Genomic DNA, 17,430 nt, shown 5'->3' on the forward strand with positions numbered 1-17,430 from the left:
CCAGACGGCCGGGGCGGCCGCCGCGTCGCACGGGAATCCGGTTTCGGGGCACCCCTGCCACGCCTCTAAACTGGGCCCGTGACCGAGAACACTCAGCAGCAGAATCCAGCGCCCACCACCGAACTGCCGACCCAGTACGCGCCGGCCGAGGTAGAGGGGGCGCTGTACGAGCGCTGGGTAGACCGGGGTTACTTCACCGCTGACGCGAACAGCGAGAAGGAGCCGTACACGATCGTCATCCCCCCGCCGAACGTCACGGGCGCGCTCCACCTGGGCCACGCCTTCCAGGTCACGCTCATGGACGCCCTCACGCGCCGCAAGCGCATGCAGGGCTACGAGACGCTGTGGCTGCCCGGCATGGACCACGCCGGCATCGCGACCCAGAACAAGGTCGAGCAGCAGCTCGCCGAGGAGGGCAAGTCCCGCCAGGACCTGGGCCGCGAGGCGTTCACCGACCGCGTGTGGCAGTGGAAGGACGAGTACGGCGGCCGGATCCTCGGCCAGCTGCGCCGCCTCGGCGCGGGCCTCGACTGGTCGCGTGAGCGCTTCACGATGGACGAGGGCCTGTCGAAGGCCGTCCAGACCATCTTCAAGAACCTGTACGACGACGGGCTCATCTACCGCGCCGAGCGCATCATCAACTGGTGCCCGCGCTGTCTGACGGCGATCTCGGACATCGAGGTCGACTACCAGGACGACGACGGCGAGCTCGTCTCGCTCAAGTACGGCGAGGGCGACGAGACGGTGGTCGTCGCCACGACCCGCGTCGAGACCATGCTCGGTGACACCGCCGTCGCGGTGCACCCCGACGACGAGCGCTACGCGCACCTGATCGGCAAGCGCATCAAGCTGCCGCTCACCGACCGGACCATCCCGGTCGTCGCCGACACGCACGTCGACCCCGAGTTCGGCACCGGCGCCGTCAAGGTGACGCCCGCCCACGACCCGAACGACTTCGCGATCGGCCAGCGGCACGACCTGGAGTCCATGACGATCATGGACGAGCGCGGTGTCATCACCGTGCACGGTCCCTTCCAGGGGCTCGACCGCTTCGAGGCGCGCTCCGCGATCGTCGCCGCGCTGCGCGAGCAGGGCCGTGTCGTCGCCGAGAAGCGTCCGTACGTCCACTCCGTCGGCCACTGCTCGCGCTGCAAGACCACCGTCGAGCCGCGCCTGTCCCTCCAGTGGTGGGTCAAGGTCGACACGCTCGCACAGGCCGCCGGTGACGCGGTCCGCGACGGGCGCGTCGCGCTCCACCCGAAGGACATGGAGAAGCGGTACTTCGACTGGGTCGACAACCTCAACGACTGGTGCATCTCACGCCAGTTGTGGTGGGGCCACCGGATCCCCGTCTGGTACGGGCCGAACGGCGAGGTCGTGTGCGTCGGCCCCGACGACCCGATCCCCGGCACGGAGGCGGAGGGCTGGACCCAGGACGAGGACGTCCTCGACACCTGGTTCTCGTCCGGCCTGTGGCCGTTCTCCACGCTCGGCTGGCCGGAGAAGACCCCGGACCTCGAGAAGTTCTACTCGACCGACGTCCTGGTGACCGGCCACGACATCATCTTCTTCTGGGTCGTCCGGATGATGATGTTCGGCCTGTACGCCATGGAGGACCAGGTCCCCTTCAAGACCGTCGCCCTCACCGGTCTCGTCCGCGACGAGTTCGGCAAGAAGATGTCGAAGTCGAACCCGAACGCCGTCGACCCGCTCGACTGGATGGACGCGTACGGTTCCGACGCCGTGCGCTTCACCCTGGCCACCGGCGCCAACCCCGGTGCCGACGTGCCGATCGGCGAGGACTGGGTCAAGGCCTCCCGTAACTTCGCCAACAAGATCTGGAACGCGACGCGCTTCGCGCTGATGAACGGCGCGACCGTCGAGGGACCGCTGCCGGCGCCCGAGGCGATGACCGCGACGGACCGCTGGATCCTGTCCCGGCTCAACAAGACCGTCGCCGAAGTCGACGCCTTCTACGACGACTTCCAGTTCGCCAAGCTCTCCGACGCCCTCTACCACTTCGCGTGGGACGAGGTCTTCGACTGGTACGTGGAGCTGTCGAAGACGACGTTCTTCGAGGGCGGCGAGCAGGCGAAGGTCTCGGGCCGTGTCCTGGGCGAGGTCCTCGATGTGACGCTGCGTCTGCTGCACCCGATCGTCCCGTTCGTCACCGAGACGCTCTGGACGACGCTGACAGGTGGCGAGACCCTCGTGATCGCCGAGTGGCCGAAGGACAGCGGCTTCCGTGACGCTGCCGCGGAGAGCGAGATCGAGACGCTCCAGCAGGTCATCACCGAGGTCCGGCGCTTCCGTGCCGACCAGGGTCTTCAGCCCGGTCAGCGGGTGCCGGCCCGGCTCGTCCTCGACGGGACCGCGCTCGCTCCGCACGAGGCCGCCATCCGGCAGCTTCTGCGGCTGCAGCCCGAGGGTGACGCCTTCTCGGCGACCGCCACTCTGCCGGTCGGCGGCGCGCAGGTCGCGCTCGACCTGTCCGGCACGATCGATGTGGCGGCCGAGCGGAAGCGGCTCGCCAAGGATCTGGCCGCCGCCGAGAAGGAGAAGGCCCAGGCCACGGGCAAGCTCGGCAACGAGGGGTTCCTCGCCAAGGCGCCGGACGCCGTCGTCGACAAGATCCGTGGGCGCCTCGCCAAGGCGGACGAGGACATCGCCCGCATTCAGCAGCAGTTGGAGCGGTTGCCTCAGGCCTGACGTGGCTGACTGCTCCGACGTGCGACGCGTCCGGCGTGAGTCATGTGCGTGATGTGTGGTGAAGGCCCCCCGGGATCCTCGTGGTTCCGGGGGGCCTTCGCGTTTCTCCGGGGGCGAGGGGTTTTACGTTCGCAGCCCCAGGCGTTGCAGCTCCGCGTCCGCCAACGCGTCCAGCACCACCGGGTCCGCCTCTCGCCAGCCCTTCGCCAGCGAGCCCGGGCCGGGGTCCGGGGGGACGTCCAGGTCCAAGTCCAGGTCCAAGTCCGGGTCCGGGTCCGGGTCCTGGTCGAGGTCCGGGGTCTCGTCGGGCGCGACCGGGAGCAGTGCCGCCGTCGCCGCGAGTTCGTCCAGCGGGCGCAACAGCGCCCTCAGCGCCAGTAGTTCGCGGCCGTCCTCCGTCCCCGCCAGTTCCTGCGCCGCCGCAGCCTGGCGCGTCCAGCGGAGGCGGCGGGGCAGCCACACCGTGAGCATCAGGCCCACCGGGATCACGAAGAGTGCCACCGCGCCCAGGACCGCGAGGGCCTGTGCGGCCGCGGGGCCCTGCGTGGCCGGTGCCGCGCTCACGATCCGGTCGCCCGCGTGCGCCACGCCCCGCAGCGCTCCGTCCACCGAGCTGCCGAGGAGCGGGATACGGGGACGGTGAGGGGCCGGTTCGGACGCCGGCTGCACCAGCCGGTACACGGCCAGTGCCATCGCTGCCCAGAGCGCCGCCCACAGCAGGGCGGTGCCGTCGCCCAGCAGTTGGCGTGCGCGTCGGCCGGGGTTGTGTGCGTACCACATGGTCCGATTGGACCTTCTCCGTACGGGGCCTGGGGGCGCACCGCGCCGGGTGGTCTCCCGGCGTCCCCGGTTCGGGTCAGCCCTTTTCCGGTCCCACGCACCTTTGGGCTCAGGCCACTCAAGCGGCCTTCAGCAGGCGCTGGAGCGAGTCGAAGTCCTCCACGCACTTGCCGCAGCCCAGCGCCACGCTGTCCAGCGGGGCCTCCGCGGGGAAGACCGGGATACCGGTCGCCTCCGTCATGCGCACGTCCAGGCCCGGGAGCAGCGCGCCGCCGCCCGTCAGCACGATGCCGTGCTCCATGACGTCACCGGAGAGCTCGGGCGGGCACTCCTCGAGGGTCGCCCTGAGCGCCGAGACGATCGCCTCGACGGGGGAGTTGAGGGCCTCCCGGATCTCTTGGGTGGTGAGGGTCGCGGTGTGGGGGAGGCCGGCCAGCCTCTGACGGCCTCGCACGGTGAAGGTGCCCGTCTCGGAGAGTTCCTCGGCCGGGGCCGCCGAGCCGATGGTCAGTTTGACCGCCTCCGCGGTGCGTTCGCCGATCAGCAGGCCGTGTTCCTTGCGCACGTGGTCCGTGATCGCCTCGTCCATGCGGTCGCCCCCGACGCGCAGGGACTGGGCGGTGACGATACCGCCCAGCGAGATCACCGCCACCTCCGTGGTGCCGCCGCCTATGTCCACGACCATCGAGCCGCGCGCCTCGGCCACCGGGAGGCCCGCGCCTATGGCCGCGGCCATGGGTTCCTCGATGACGTGGACCGCCCGGGCTCCGGCACGTTGTGCCGCGTGGACGATCGCCCGGCGCTCCACCGGAGTGACCCCGCTCGGGACGCAGATGACCATGCGGGTCCTGGGGCGGCGGCCCGGGACCGCCTTGCGCACGAAGTGGCGGAGCATCTCCTCCGCCGCCTCGTAGTCGCTGATCACGCCGTCGCGGAGGGGGCGGATCGCGGTGATGGAGCCCGGGGTGCGGCCGAGCGTCTCCTTGGCCTCGGTGCCGACGGCGACGGTCGTCTTGTTCTGTTTCAGCGCCACCACAGACGGCTCGTTGAGCACGATCCCCTTGCCGCGTACGTAGAGAAGAGTGTTGGCAGTGCCGAGATCGATGCCTATGTCCATGATCGCCAAGTTTGCAGGGCGATGCCGTGGTCCGGATGGACCAAGGTCCTGAAACGGACGGGCCGAAAGTCCCTGACGTGCCGGGTGGGGTGCGGGCCGGGCCGTGTCGGTGGTTCTCCGTAGACTGGCTTGTGTGAGTGAGCTCCCCCCGCGCGACAGCGGCGAATCCGACGGCTTCGACGACATCGTGGACGCCGAGACCGAGCGTGACCCCGATCTGGCACTGATCGAGGCCGGCAGCCGTACCCTCCGCACGCAGGGGGGTGCTCCGCAGGGGGACGGCGTGCCCGCGCGGCCGCAGGATCCCCAGGTGGCCGAGGCCCTGCGAGAAGTCGAGACCGAGCTCGCGGGGCGGTGGGGCGAGACCAAGCTGGAGCCGTCCGTCTCGCGTATCGCCGCTCTGATGGACGTGCTCGGTGACCCGCAGCGCGCCTATCCCTCGATCCACATCACGGGGACGAACGGCAAGACGTCCACGGCCCGCATGATCGAGGCCCTTCTCGGCGCTTTCGAGCTGCGCACCGGGCGTTATACGTCGCCTCACGTCCAGTCGATCACCGAGCGCATCAGTCTCGACGGTGCGCCGATCGACTACGAGCGGTTCATCGAGACCTATCGGGACATTGCCCCGTATGTGGAGATGGTCGACCAGAAAGAGGAATTCCGGCTTTCCTTTTTCGAGGTGCTCACGGGGATGGCGTACGCCGCCTTCGCCGACGCGCCCGTCGATGCCGCCGTCGTCGAGGTCGGAATGGGCGGCAGCTGGGACGCCACCAATGTGATCGACGCTTCGGTGGCCGTCGTGACGCCCATCGATCTGGACCACACCGACCGGCTGGGCTCCACCCCGGGCGAGATCGCCCAGGAGAAGGCCGGGATCATCAAGCAGGGCGCCACGGTGATCATGGCGCAGCAGCCCGTCGACGCCGCTCAGGTACTCCTGAAGAAGGCCGTCGACGTGGACGCCACCGTGGCCCGGGAAGGACTCGAGTTCGGCGTCGTCTCCCGGCAGGTCGCCGTGGGCGGGCAGCTGCTGACCCTGCGTGGGCTCGGCGGGGAGTACGACGGGATCTTCCTCCCGCTGCACGGCGCCCACCAGGCGCACAACGCGGCGGTCGCGCTGGCCGCGGTCGAGGCCTTCTTCGGGGTCGGGTCCGAGCAGGCCCGGCTGCTCGATGTGGACACCGTCCGCCAGGCCTTCGCCGGCGCCACGTCGCCCGGCCGGCTCGAGGTCGTGAGGCGTTCGCCGACCGTGGTGCTCGACGCCGCGCACAACCCGGCCGGCGCCCGCGTCACCGCCGAGGCCATCAGCGAGGTCTTCGACTTCAGCCGGCTGGTGGGAGTCGTGGGAGCGAGCGGCGACAAGAACGTGCGCGGGCTGCTCGAGGCCTTCGAGCCGATCTTCGCCGAGGTCGTCGTCACGCAGAACTCCAGCCATCGCGCGATGGACGCCGACGAGCTCGCCGCCATCGCGGTCGAGGTCTTCGGGGACGAGCGCGTGCAGGTCGAGCCGCGCCTCGACGACGCTCTCGAGGCCGCCATCACGCTGGCCGAGGAAGAGGGCGAGTTCTCCGGCGGCGGTGTGCTCGTCACCGGCTCCGTGATCACTGTCGGCGAGGCCCGGCTGCTGTTGGGGAAGGGCTGATCCGCTGTGCGCGTGCTGTGTTCATCGACCCTGATCGGTGAGTTCTTCGTCATCGGCTTCGCCGGACTCGTCGCCATGAAGGACCCCGACCTCTCGGACGGGGTCGTGTGGGGCGTGTGCGGTGTCGCCATGCTGCTGTCCGTGCTGCTGTGCGGGGCGCTCGGGCGGCGCGGCGGCATCGAGCTGGGGTGGGTGCTTCAAGCGGCGCTCGTAGCCAGCGGGTTCGTCGTGCCGATGATGTTCGTCCTGGGGCTCTGCTTCGCCGGGCTCTGGTGGGCCTCCGTCCACTTCGGCCGCAGGATCGACGAGGCCAAGGCCAGGTGGGCCGCCCAGGCCGAGGCCGGAGGTAACACCGCGTAGCCGTGCCCGGTATCGTGCGGTCATCCCACGAAGATTTTGGAGCCGCACCATGACTCAGCGCACTCTTGTCCTTCTCAAGCCCGACGCCGTCCGCCGCGGTCTCGTCGGGGAGATCATCGGCCGGATCGAGCGCAAGGCCGGCTGGACGATCAGCGCGCTGGAGCTGCGGAACCTGGACCAGGACACCCTGGAGCAGCACTACGGCGAGCACAAGGGCAAGCCCTTCTACGAGCCGCTGGTCGCCTTCATGGCGTCCGGGCCCGTGGTGGCTCTCGTCGTCGAGGGCGAGCGGGTCATCGAGGGTGTGCGTCAGCTGGCCGGCCCGACCGACCCGATCGCCGCTGCTCCCGGCTCCATCCGTGGCGACTTCGGCACCATCGTCCGCGAGAACCTGATCCACGCCTCGGACTCGGAGGAGTCGGCCGAGCGCGAGCTGAAGATCTTCTTCCCCGGACACGTGTAGTCCGGTCCGTGAGACCGGAAAGTTCTTTTTCTGACGCTGCGTCAGTTGCGGAACGCCGCTGAACAGGGGCGGCCGGAGAAATTCGGCCGCCTTTTGGCATATGCGCCCCCATTGGGGGAACGCGACACTCCGTCGGCACGTCCCCATTAGCGGAGCGGGGATTCATCTGCTGACAATGGCGAAGACCCTCGCGCCGTGTTCGTGCAGGCGAGACTACGATGTAAGCCTCCACGCCACTCGCACCCACCTCGCCTACCTAACAAGCCATCAAACGCTCCACTTGGGAAGGCCAGACGAATCCTGATGGGGAACTCAATGTCGTTCATCGGCCGTGACATGGCTGTCGACCTCGGGACCGCCAACACGCTGGTGTACGTCAGGGGTCGCGGGATCGTACTCAACGAGCCGTCCGTCGTCGCGATCAACACCAACACCGGCGGCATCCTCGCTGTCGGCGCCGAAGCCAAGAAGATGATCGGCCGCACGCCGGGCAACATCGTCGCCGTGCGTCCGCTGAAGGACGGCGTGATCGCCGACTTCGAGATCACCGAGCGCATGCTCCGCTACTTCATCCTGAAGATCCACAAGCGGCGCTACCTCGCTCGCCCCCGTGTCGTGGTGTGTGTGCCCTCCGGCATCACCGGTGTCGAGCGCCGCGCGGTCATCGAGGCCTCCTCGCAGGCCGGTGCCCGCCAGGTGCACATCATCGAGGAGCCCATGGCCGCGGCCATCGGCTCCGGCCTCCCGGTCCACGAGGCCACGGGCAACATGGTGGTCGACATCGGCGGCGGCACCACCGAGGTCGCGGTGATCTCGCTCGGCGGAATCGTCACAGCACAGTCCATCCGGGTCGCCGGGGACGAGCTGGACAACGCGATCATCCAGCACATCAAGAAGGAGTACTCGCTGCTCCTTGGTGAGCGGACTGCCGAGCAGATCAAGATCACGATTGGCTCCGCGTACGACCTCGACTCCGACGAACACACCGAAATCCGCGGGCGTGACCTCGTGTCCGGACTTCCGAAGACCGTCGTCATCTCGGCCGCCGAGGTGCGCAAGGCGATCGAGGAACCGGTCAACGCGATCGTCGACGCCGTCAAGACGACCCTGGACAAGTGCCCGCCCGAGCTGTCGGGCGACGTCATGGACCGGGGCATCGTGCTCACCGGCGGCGGCGCCCTGCTGCGCGGCCTCGACGAGCGGCTGCGCCGTGAGACGGGCATGCCGATCCACATCGCCGAGGACCCCCTCGACAGCGTGGCGCTCGGTTCCGGCAAGTGCGTAGAGGAGTTCGAGGCGCTCCAGCAGGTGCTGGACGCCCAGCCGCGCAGATGACCTGACGCGAGACGTCCGCCGTACGAGTGCCTGCCACTTCGTACGGCGGATCGTTGATATATAGGCAAGGCGTAAGAATTCCCCATAACCTGCGGTACCTCAGGGTTTCCGCAGAATCCGATTGAGGAAGGCACGGCCGCCGCACGTGAGGGACACACGAGAGAGCCGGCTGCTCCTGGTGCTGCTGATCGCCATCGCGTTCGCACTGATCACGGTGGACATCCGCGGTGGGGAGGACTCGCCGGTCGACGGTGCCCGCCAGGCCGCCGCCACGGTCTTCGGCCCCGTGGAGAACGGCGTCTCCAGCGCAGTCGACCCGATCGGCAACGCCATAGCTGCCGTCAAGGACTCCGGTGAACGGCACAACCGCGTCAGCGAACTGGAGCGTGAGAACGCCGCCTTGAAGGCGAAGCTCGGCAGCGACGACCGCAACCGAAGCAAGATCCGCCAGCTCGACTCCATGCTGAAGACGGCGGGCGCAGGGCAGTACGGCATCAAGGGGGCCCAGGTCATCGCCATAGGAGCAGCGCAGGGGTTCTCCTGGACCGTCACCATCGACGCCGGCGCCGCCGACGGCCTCAAGCGCGACATGACCGTTCTGAACGGGGACGGACTCGTGGGGCGTGTGACCACCGTAGGACCCAACACCGCGACCGTCCTGCTCGCCAACGACCCCGACTTCACCGTCGGCACCCGCATGGAGCGCACCGACGAGCTCGGCTTCGCCTCCGGACAGGGCGACCGGCCGCTGCGCGTGCAGCTCCTCAACGGCAAGGCCACGGTCAAGAAGGGCGACCGTCTGGTGACCTTCGGGTCCCAGGCCGACAAGCCGTTCGTGCCCGGCGTGCCCGTGGGGCAGGTGGTGCGCGTCGATCCGACGGGCGGCGACCTGACCCGGACGATCTATGTGAAGCCGTACGTCGGATTCACCAAGCTCGACGTCGTGGGCGTGGTCGTACAGGCTCCGCGCACCGATCCGCGCGACGAGGTGCTGCCGTCCAAGCCGGCCAAGCCCAAGCCGACGCCCACCGTCACCGTCACGGCCACGCCGTCCGGTCCCGCGGCCGACGCCAACGGCATCGACGAGCAGTAGGAGCTGGATCTCATGCGCTTCAACCGGTTGCTGCTCTCCACCACCCTGGTGATCGTCGCCCTGGTCGTCCAGGTGTGCGTACTCGCCCGTCTCCAACTGCCCGGCGCCGTGCCGGACCTCGTGCTCCTGACCGTCGTCGGCCTCGCCCTCGTGTACGGCCATGTAGGCGGCGCGTTCATCGGGTTCGGCGCGGGTCTGCTCGCCGACCTGGCGCCGCCGGCCGACCACGCCGCCGGGCGCTACGCCCTCGTGCTGTGCGTCGTCGGCTACCTCGTCGGCCTCGCCAAGCCGGACAACGGCCAGCTCAGGTCCGCCTTCGGCCCGATGGTCGTGGTCGTCGCCGCGGCCATCGGCTCGACCCTGCTCTACGCGGGCGTCGGCGCCCTCGTCGGTGACACCTCGGCCCGCCATGTGGGCATCGCGAGCCTGCTGTTCACGGCCGCGCTCTACGATCTGCTCCTCGCGCCGTTCACCGTGCCGTTCATCATCGCCCTGGCCAGACGCGCCGACAACGATCCGCTGGCCGATTCCTCGCCCGGCGCCGGCAAGACCACCGATGTCACCGCCGGCTGGCTCTCCTCCGGCACCGGACTGCGCATCGGCAACCAGCGCGGTGGACTCCGGCTGAAGGCCGCCAGGGCGCGCACCGCGCGGGCCGGCCGCATCAAGGGGGTCAAGCGCCTGTGATCGCCGCGCACATCACCGCGTACACGCACTGAGAGGGGGAGGCAGCATGACCAACATTCCCGAGACCGGGCGGACCCCACGCGTCCAGATCCGGCTCGTCGTTCTCCAGATCCTGGTCCTGTCCCTCCTGCTCACCCTCGGCGGCCGCCTCTGGTACCTCCAGATCCGCAACGGCGCCGAGTACGCCAAGGAGGCCTCCGGCAACCACGTCCAGCAGGTCGTCAGCCCCGCCGTGCGCGGCTCGATCCTGGACGCCCGCGGTGTGCCGATCGCCGACAACGAGACCCGCCTGGTCGTCTCCGCGTCCCGCACGGACCTGATGAAGATGCCCGACGACGGCAAGGCCGTTCTCGCCAAGCTCGCCGGCGTCCTCGGGATGAAGGCCGGCGACGTCACGGAGAAGGTCCGCCTCTGCGACGCCAAGACGCCGCAGCCCTGCTGGAACGGCTCGCCCTACCAGCCCATCCCGATCACGGACGAGGCCACGCCCAAGCAGGCCCTCCAGATCCGCGAGCGCTCCGAGGACTTCCCCGGCATCACCGCCGAGCCCGAGGCCGTACGCCGCTACGCCGGGCCGGGCGGCTCCAACACCGCGCAGGTCCTCGGCTACCTCTCGCCCGTCACCGACGCCGAGATCGAGAAGGCCAAGGACACCTCGTCGCCGTACCTGCGCTCCGACCAGGTCGGCCGCTCCGGCCTTGAGCGCACCTACGACAAGGAGCTGCGCGGCAAGGCCGGCGTCACCCGCTACGAGGTCGACAACCTCGGCCGCGTCATCGGCAGGGCCAAGAGCGACAAGGCCGAGACCGGGGCGAGCGTCGTCACCAGCATCGATGCCCGTGTCCAGCGCGTCGCCGAGTACCAGCTGAACGAGGCGATGAAGGTGGCCCGCCAGCAGTACGACAAGATCACCGAAGAGAACTACAAGGCCGACTCCGGCGCGGTCGTCGTCATGGAGGCCAAGACCGGCCGGGTCGTCTCCATGGCGTCCGCGCCGACATACGACCCGAACGTCTGGATCGGCGGCATCTCCGGCAAGGACTACAAGAAGCTCACCGGCAAGGACTCCGACTACCCGCTGCTCAACAGGGCCATTCAGGGTCAGTCCGCGCCCGGTTCGACGTTCAAGGTGATCTCCACGGCCGCCGCGGCCGAGGCCGGCTACAAGTGGGACGGCGGTTACCCCTGCACCAGCTCCTACTCGGTCGGCAACCAGGTTTTCAAGAACTTCGAGGGTGAGAACTTCGGCCCCATCTCCCTGGGCCGCGCGCTGGAGGTCTCCTGCGACACCGTCTTCTACGGCCTCGCCGACCGCGAGTGGAAGAAGGACGGCGGCATCAACCCGAAGAAGACCCCCAAGGACTACTTCTACAAGGCCGCCCACCAGTTCGGCCTCGGCAAGACCACCGGCGTCGACCTTCCCAACGAGGTCACCGGCCGCGTCCCCGACCGCCAGTGGAAGCAGCGCTTCTGGAAGTCCAACAAGGACAGCTGGTGCAGGACCGGCAAGAAGAACGGCAGCTACGTAGAGAAGATCGCCTACGAGAACTGCCTCGAGGGCAACAAGATGCGCGAGGGCGACTCGATCAACTACTCCATCGGCCAGGGTGACACCCTCCTCACGCCGATCCAGGAGGCCATGATCTACGGGGCCCTCGCCAACGGAGGCACCGAGTACGTCCCGACCATCGGCAAGGCGATCGTCAGCGCCGACGGCAAGACCGTCAAGGAGATCAAGCCCCAGGTCAAGGCCAAGCTCCCGATCACCAAGGCGACGCTCAAGGGCATGAACGAAGCCCTCGCCGGCGTCGTCACCCGCGGTACCGCCGCCTGGAAGTTCGGCGGCTGGCCCCAGGACAAGATCCCGCTGCACGCCAAGACGGGTACCGCCGAGGTCTACGGCAAGCAGACCACGTCATGGCTGGCCACGTACTCCAAGGACTACACGGTCATCATGACGATCTCCCAGGCCGGTACGGGCTCCGGCGCCTCCGGTGAGGCCGTCCGCAACATCTACAACGCGCTGTACGGCGTCTCCGCCGACGGCTCGATCGACAAGAAGAAGGCCCTGCTGCCCACCCCCCTGAAGAGCCTGCCGAAGATCCAGGCGGACGGTTCGATCGACGCCGCGAAGATCTCCGACGACCCGGTCAAGGACCTGCAGGCCGGCGAGAAGGAGAAGTCCGGCACGAACGACCAGCAGACCGCGGCCACCACACCCTCGCCGACCGCGAGCAACCGCAACACACGACGGCGTACGGCCCGTCCGAAGAAGCGGCGGAGGCTCCTCACATGACCGGTGCGAACAACTTCTCCGTCTCCGGCTACGGCCCCGAGCGCGCGAGCTGGACGCGGATCTTCGCCCGCGACTCGGTCGCCCGCCGCCTCGACTGGCCGATACTGCTGTCCGCGGTCGCGCTCTCGCTGATCGGCTCGGCGCTCGTCTACTCGGCGACGCGCAACCGCACCGAGATCAACCAGGGCGACCCGTACTACTTCCTGATCCGGCACCTCATGAACGCCGGCATCGGCTTCGGCCTGATGGTCGGCACGATCTGGCTCGGCCACCGCACTCTGCGCACGGCCGTGCCGATCCTCTACGGCGCCTCGGTCTTCCTGATGCTGCTGGTGCTGACCCCGCTCGGCGACACGATCAACGGCCAGCGCAACTGGCTCGCCGCGGGCGGAGTGTCGCTCCAGCCCGCCGAGTTCGCCAAGATCACGATCATCCTGGGCATGGCGATGCTGCTGGCCTCACGGGTCGACGCGGGCGACAGGCAGCACCCCGACCACCGCACGGTGCTGCAGGCGCTGGGCCTCGCGGCCGTCCCGATGCTCGTCGTGCTGCTCATGCCCGACCTCGGCACGATCATGGTCGCGGTCATCATCGTGCTCGGTGTGCTGCTCGCCTCCGGCGCCTCCAACCGATGGGTGTTCGGCCTGCTCGGCGCGGGTGTGCTCGGCGCGGTCTCCGTCTGGCGGCTGCACATCCTCGACGAGTACCAGATCAACCGCTTCGCCGCCTTCGCCAACCCGGCGCTCGACCCGGCCGGCGTCGGCTACAACACCAACCAGGCCCGCATCGCGATCGGCTCGGGCGGCCTGACCGGCACCGGCCTCTTCCACGGCTCCCAGACCACCGGCCAGTTCGTGCCCGAGCAGCAGACCGACTTCGTCTTCACCGTCGCCGGCGAGGAACTCGGCTTCGCCGGAGCCGGACTGATCCTGCTCCTGCTCGCCGTCATCCTGTGGCGTGCCTGCCGCATCGCCCGCGAGACGACCGAGCTCTACGGCACGATCGTCGCCGCCGGGATCATCGCCTGGTTCGCCTTCCAGTCCTTCGAGAACGTCGGCATGACGCTCGGCATCATGCCGGTGGCGGGTCTGCCCCTGCCGTTCGTGTCGTACGGAGGATCGTCCATGTTCGCCGTCTGGGTGGCGATCGGGCTACTCCAGTCGATCCGCGTCCAAAGGCCCATGTCGGCGTAGGAACACCCGGACGAAGCAGCCCTCTGCCCGAGCCGGACAGGAACCTGGCTCCGGCAGAGGGCTGCCCATACAACCGAATGGCGACTAAATTCGGTTTGTGAATCCTCCACCCCGCGAGCGGGGCGGCTTCTCACTTGGCTCCATCGAGCTTCATGACGGCCAAGCCCTGACCGCTGCCCGAGGGCAGGTGCATAAGTTGGAACGCATCGGCGTCGGCGCCACTGATGCGGACCAGCGGTTCACTCGGAGGTAGGACCGATGGCGGAGACCAAGCGGGAGATCGAGCGCAAGTACGAGGCGCCCGTGGCCGACGAAGGCTTCGGACTGCCGGATCTGAGCCGTGTCGCCGGAGTCTCGGCCGTCATCGACAAAGGCGTCGTCGACCTCGACGCCGTCTACTACGACACCGTGGACCAGCGCCTCGCGGCCGCGGCGATCACCCTGCGTCGCCGCACCGGCGGGGCCGACGCGGGCTGGCACCTCAAGCTCCCCGTCTCCCTCGCCGAGGGCGTGCGGGACGAGATCCGGGCACCGCTCTCCGACGACGTGCCCCGCGACCTCACCGGCCTCGTGCGCTCCCGGGTGCGCGAGGCCGACCTCGTACCCCTGATGAGGCTGCGCTCCTCGCGTGACGTCCGCGATCTCAACGACGCCGACGGCGCGCTGCTCGCCGAGGTCAGCGTCGACGGCGTACGGGCCGAGCGGCTCACCGGCGGGGCCGGCGCCGCCGCCTGGACCGAGATCGAGGTCGAGCTGGCGGACGGCGGCGACCCGGCGTTCCTCGGCAAGGTCGAGAAGAAGCTCCGCAAGGCGGGCGCGAGCCGCTCGGCCTCCCCGTCGAAGCTCGCGCGGGCGCTCACGGAGACCGGCATCGGCCCGCGCCCGGCCCGGCCCGCCGAGGACCCCGAGACCCCCGCCGACCACGTCCTCGCCTACCTCAGGGCCCAGCGCGACGCGATCGTCGACCTCGACCCCGCCGTCCGCCGCGACCTGCCCGACGCGGTGCACCAGATGCGCGTCGCCACCCGCCGGCTGCGCAGCGCCCTGCGCTCGTACCGCAAGATCCTCGACCGCGACGTGACGCGTCCGGTCGGTGACGAGCTGAAGTGGCTCGCGGGTGAGCTCGGCGTCGACCGCGACCAGGAGGTCCTCACCGAGCGGCTGACCGCGGCCCTCGCCGAACTGCCGAGCGAGCTGTCGCAGGGCCCCGTCCGCCCCCGGCTGCGGAGCTGGTCACGGGCCCGGCGCTCCGGATCGCGCCGCCATCTGATCGCCGTACTCGACGGCAGGCGCTACCTCGCGCTCCTCGCCGCCCTCGACACACTCGTCGACGCGCCCCCGCTGCGGGCCAAGCAGCCGAAGAACGCCCTGGCCAAGGCCGTGCGGCGGGACTACAAGCGGCTCGCGGGCCGTGTCGAGGAGGCGCTCGACACGGATCCCGGCCCGGCGCGCGACCTCGCCCTGCACGGCGCCCGCAAGGCCGCCAAGCGCGCCCGGTACGCGGCCGAGGTCGCCGCGCCCGCGCTCGGCGCGCGGGCGAAGGACGTCGGCAAGCACGCGAAGGCGCTGCAGAACCTGCTCGGCGAGCACCAGGACAGCGTGATGGCGCGCGAGGCGCTGCGCGACCTGGCGGCGCAGGCCCACGCGGCGGGGGAGAGTTCCTTCACATACGGGCTGCTGTACGGCCGCGAGGAGGCGCTCGCCGAGCATGCCGAGGAGGAGCTGCCACCGCTGTGGGCGAAGGCTGTCTCCTGACCGCGTTACGCTTGACAGTCATCCCTGTCAGCTCACGAAGGTCCCGGGTATGCCTGCCGAAGCCGCAGAGTCGGTTTTTCCACAGCTCGAAGCTTTGCTCCCGCATGTGCAGAAGCCGATCCAGTACGTGGGCGGTGAGCTCAACTCCACCGTCAAGCCGTGGGAGAGCTCCGACGTCCGCTGGGCGCTCATGTACCCGGACGCCTACGAGGTCGGGCTCCCGAACCAGGGCGTCATGATCCTCTACGAGGTGCTGAACGAGCGCGAGGGCGTTCTCGCCGAGCGCACGTACAGCGTCTGGCCGGACATGGAAGCGTTGATGCGCGAGCACAAGGTGCCGCAGTTCACCGTGGACTCGCACCGGCCGCTCAAGGCGTTCGACGTGTTCGGGCTCTCCTTCTCCACCGAGCTCGGCTACACGAACATGCTCACGGCCCTGGACCTCGCCGGCATCCCGCTGGCGGCCAAGGACCGTACGATCGACGACCCGATCGTCCTCGCGGGCGGCCACGCGGCCTTCAACCCCGAGCCGATCGCCGAGTTCATCGACTGCGCCGTCATCGGTGACGGCGAGCAGGCCGTCCTCGACATGACGGAGATCATCCGCGCCTGGAAGGCCGAGGGGTGCCCCGGCGGCCGCGAGGAGGTGCTCTTCCGTCTCGCGAGGACGGGTGGTGTCTACGTCCCCGGGTTCTACGACGTCGAGTACCTGCCGGACGGCCGCATCGGCCGCGTCGTGCCGAACAGGTCCGGCGTGCCGTGGCGCGTCAGCAAGCACACCGTCATGGACCTCGACGAGTGGCCGTACCCGAAGCAGCCCCTCGTCCCGCTCGCCGAGACCGTCCACGAGCGGATGTCCGTCGAGATCTTCCGCGGCTGCACCCGCGGCTGCCGTTTCTGCCAGGCCGGCATGATCACGCGCCCCGTGCGGGAGCGAAGCATCACCGGCATCGGCGACATGGTCGAGAAGGGGCTCAAGGCGACCGGGTTCGAGGAGGTCGGCCTGCTCTCGCTGTCCTCCGCCGACCACTCCGAGATCGGTGACATCGCGAAGGGCCTCGCCGACCGGTACACCGAGGACAAGATCGGCCTGTCGCTGCCGTCCACCCGCGTGGACGCGTTCAACGTCGACCTGGCCAACGAGCTCACGCGCAACGGCCGCCGCTCCGGCCTGACCTTCGCCCCCGAGGGCGGCTCCGAGCGCATGCGCAAGGTCATCAACAAGATGGTCTCGGAAGAGGACCTCATCCGGACCGTCGCCACGGCGTACGGCAACGGCTGGCGCCAGGTGAAGCTGTACTTCATGTGCGGCCTGCCCACCGAGACCGACGAGGACGTCCTCCAGATCGCCGACATGGCGATGAACGTGATCCAGAAGGGCCGCGAGGTCTCCGGCCAGAACGACATCCGCTGCACGGTCTCCATCGGCGGCTTCGTGCCCAAGCCGCACACGCCGTTCCAGTGGGCCCCGCAGCTGTCGTCCGCCGAGACGGACGCCCGCCTGGAGAAGCTCCGCGACAAGATCCGCGGCGACAAGAAGTACGGGCGTTCCATCGGCTTCCGCTACCACGACGGCAAGCCCGGCATCGTCGAGGGCCTGCTCTCCCGCGGTGACCGCCGGATCGGCTCCGTCATCCGCGCGGTCTACGAGGACGGCGGCCGCTTCGACGGCTGGCGCGAGCACTTCAGCTACGACCGCTGGATGGCCTGCGCCGAGAAGACGCTGCCCGAGGTCGGTGTCGACGTCGACTGGTACACGACGCGTGAGCGCACGTACGAGGAGGTCCTGCCCTGGGACCACCTGGACTCCGGTCTCGACAAGGACTGGCTCTGGGAGGACTGGCAGGACTCGCTCGACGAGACCGAGGTCGAGGACTGCCGCTGGACGCCGTGCTTCGACTGCGGCGTGTGCCCGCAGATGGACACGCACATCCAGGTCGGCCCGACGGGCAAGAAGCTGCTGCCGCTGACGGTCGTCAAGTAGCGCACGAACAGCG

13 protein-coding genes are annotated in these 17,430 nt (G+C 69.2%); 11 read left to right on the forward strand and 2 right to left on the reverse strand.

Translation table 11 applies throughout. From position 1 onward, the window contains the following. Window positions 1-78 precede the first annotated feature (78 nt). Window positions 79-2,709, forward strand: a complete 2,631-nt coding sequence (locus tag OHO83_RS29315; RefSeq protein ID WP_266670504.1) for a valine--tRNA ligase — start codon at window positions 79-81, stop codon at window positions 2,707-2,709. A 123-nt stretch (window positions 2,710-2,832) separates the two neighbouring features. On the opposite strand, the gene OHO83_RS29320 is transcribed toward OHO83_RS29315, so the two are convergent. Continuing rightward, window positions 2,833-3,489, reverse strand: coding sequence for a hypothetical protein (locus tag OHO83_RS29320; protein WP_329435245.1), 657 nt, complete (start codon window positions 3,487-3,489; stop codon window positions 2,833-2,835). 118 nt (window positions 3,490-3,607) lie between these two features. Next, complete coding sequence (locus OHO83_RS29325) at window positions 3,608-4,606, reverse strand: rod shape-determining protein (RefSeq protein WP_330279966.1); 999 nt, start codon at window positions 4,604-4,606, stop codon at window positions 3,608-3,610. Window positions 4,607-4,739: 133 nt separating this feature from the next. Here OHO83_RS29325 and folC point away from each other — a divergent pair, with 133 nt between their 5' ends. The 10 genes from folC (at window position 4,740) to OHO83_RS29375 (ending at window position 17,417) form a co-directional block, all read left to right on the forward strand. After that, window positions 4,740-6,251 carry a bifunctional tetrahydrofolate synthase/dihydrofolate synthase gene (folC, locus tag OHO83_RS29330; protein ID WP_266670498.1) on the forward strand — a complete coding sequence of 504 codons (1,512 nt, stop codon included), beginning with the start codon at window positions 4,740-4,742 and terminating at the stop codon, window positions 6,249-6,251. 6 nt (window positions 6,252-6,257) lie between these two features. Beyond that, complete coding sequence (locus tag OHO83_RS29335; protein WP_266670496.1) at window positions 6,258-6,611, forward strand: DUF4233 domain-containing protein; 354 nt, start codon at window positions 6,258-6,260, stop codon at window positions 6,609-6,611. 49 nt (window positions 6,612-6,660) lie between these two features. Next, window positions 6,661-7,074, forward strand: a complete 414-nt coding sequence (ndk, locus tag OHO83_RS29340) for a nucleoside-diphosphate kinase (protein WP_329435249.1) — start codon at window positions 6,661-6,663, stop codon at window positions 7,072-7,074. 315 nt (window positions 7,075-7,389) lie between these two features. Further along, window positions 7,390-8,409 (forward strand): rod shape-determining protein, encoded by a 1,020-nt coding sequence (locus OHO83_RS29345; protein ID WP_059131610.1) that lies wholly within the window; start codon window positions 7,390-7,392, stop codon window positions 8,407-8,409. Between the two features lie 145 nt (window positions 8,410-8,554). Continuing rightward, window positions 8,555-9,502, forward strand: a complete 948-nt coding sequence (gene mreC / locus OHO83_RS29350; RefSeq protein ID WP_266670491.1) for a rod shape-determining protein MreC — start codon at window positions 8,555-8,557, stop codon at window positions 9,500-9,502. Between the two features lie 12 nt (window positions 9,503-9,514). Further along, entirely contained in the window at window positions 9,515-10,189 is a 675-nt protein-coding gene (mreD, locus tag OHO83_RS29355) for a rod shape-determining protein MreD (protein WP_329435250.1), read from the forward strand. 46 nt (window positions 10,190-10,235) lie between these two features. After that, entirely contained in the window at window positions 10,236-12,485 is a 2,250-nt protein-coding gene (mrdA, locus tag OHO83_RS29360; protein WP_266670487.1) for a penicillin-binding protein 2, read from the forward strand. Then, the gene (gene rodA / locus OHO83_RS29365; RefSeq protein ID WP_266670485.1) at window positions 12,482-13,678 is read left to right on the forward strand and encodes a rod shape-determining protein RodA; all 1,197 of its coding nucleotides are present in this window, start codon (window positions 12,482-12,484) and stop codon (window positions 13,676-13,678) included. Before mrdA ends, rodA begins: the two co-directional genes overlap by 4 nt. Window positions 13,679-13,936: 258 nt before the next feature. Then, window positions 13,937-15,433, forward strand: a complete 1,497-nt coding sequence (locus OHO83_RS29370; protein ID WP_330279967.1) for a CYTH and CHAD domain-containing protein — start codon at window positions 13,937-13,939, stop codon at window positions 15,431-15,433. 49 nt (window positions 15,434-15,482) lie between these two features. Continuing rightward, entirely contained in the window at window positions 15,483-17,417 is a 1,935-nt protein-coding gene (locus OHO83_RS29375; protein ID WP_330279968.1) for a TIGR03960 family B12-binding radical SAM protein, read from the forward strand. The last annotated feature ends 13 nt before the right edge of the window (window positions 17,418-17,430 follow it).

This window comes from Streptomyces sp. NBC_00569 (assembly GCF_036345255.1).
In the GTDB taxonomy this organism is placed as follows: domain Bacteria; phylum Actinomycetota; class Actinomycetes; order Streptomycetales; family Streptomycetaceae; genus Streptomyces.

Bases quoted from the DNA above. Each gene is read 5' to 3' on its own strand.
- OHO83_RS29345 (WP_059131610.1), top strand. From the start codon at position 7,390: ATGTCGTTCATCGGCCGTGACATGGCTGTCGACCTCGGGACCGCCAAC.
- OHO83_RS29370 (WP_330279967.1), top strand. From the start codon at position 13,937: ATGGCGGAGACCAAGCGGGAGATCGAGCGCAAGTACGAGGCGCCCGTG.
- mreD (WP_329435250.1), top strand. From the start codon at position 9,515: ATGCGCTTCAACCGGTTGCTGCTCTCCACCACCCTGGTGATCGTCGCC.
- OHO83_RS29325 (WP_330279966.1), bottom strand. From the start codon at position 4,606: ATGGACATAGGCATCGATCTCGGCACTGCCAACACTCTTCTCTACGTA.
- OHO83_RS29375 (WP_330279968.1), top strand. From the start codon at position 15,483: ATGCCTGCCGAAGCCGCAGAGTCGGTTTTTCCACAGCTCGAAGCTTTG.
- ndk (WP_329435249.1), top strand. From the start codon at position 6,661: ATGACTCAGCGCACTCTTGTCCTTCTCAAGCCCGACGCCGTCCGCCGC.
- rodA (WP_266670485.1), top strand. From the start codon at position 12,482: ATGACCGGTGCGAACAACTTCTCCGTCTCCGGCTACGGCCCCGAGCGC.
- OHO83_RS29320 (WP_329435245.1), bottom strand. From the start codon at position 3,489: ATGTGGTACGCACACAACCCCGGCCGACGCGCACGCCAACTGCTGGGC.
- mrdA (WP_266670487.1), top strand. From the start codon at position 10,236: ATGACCAACATTCCCGAGACCGGGCGGACCCCACGCGTCCAGATCCGG.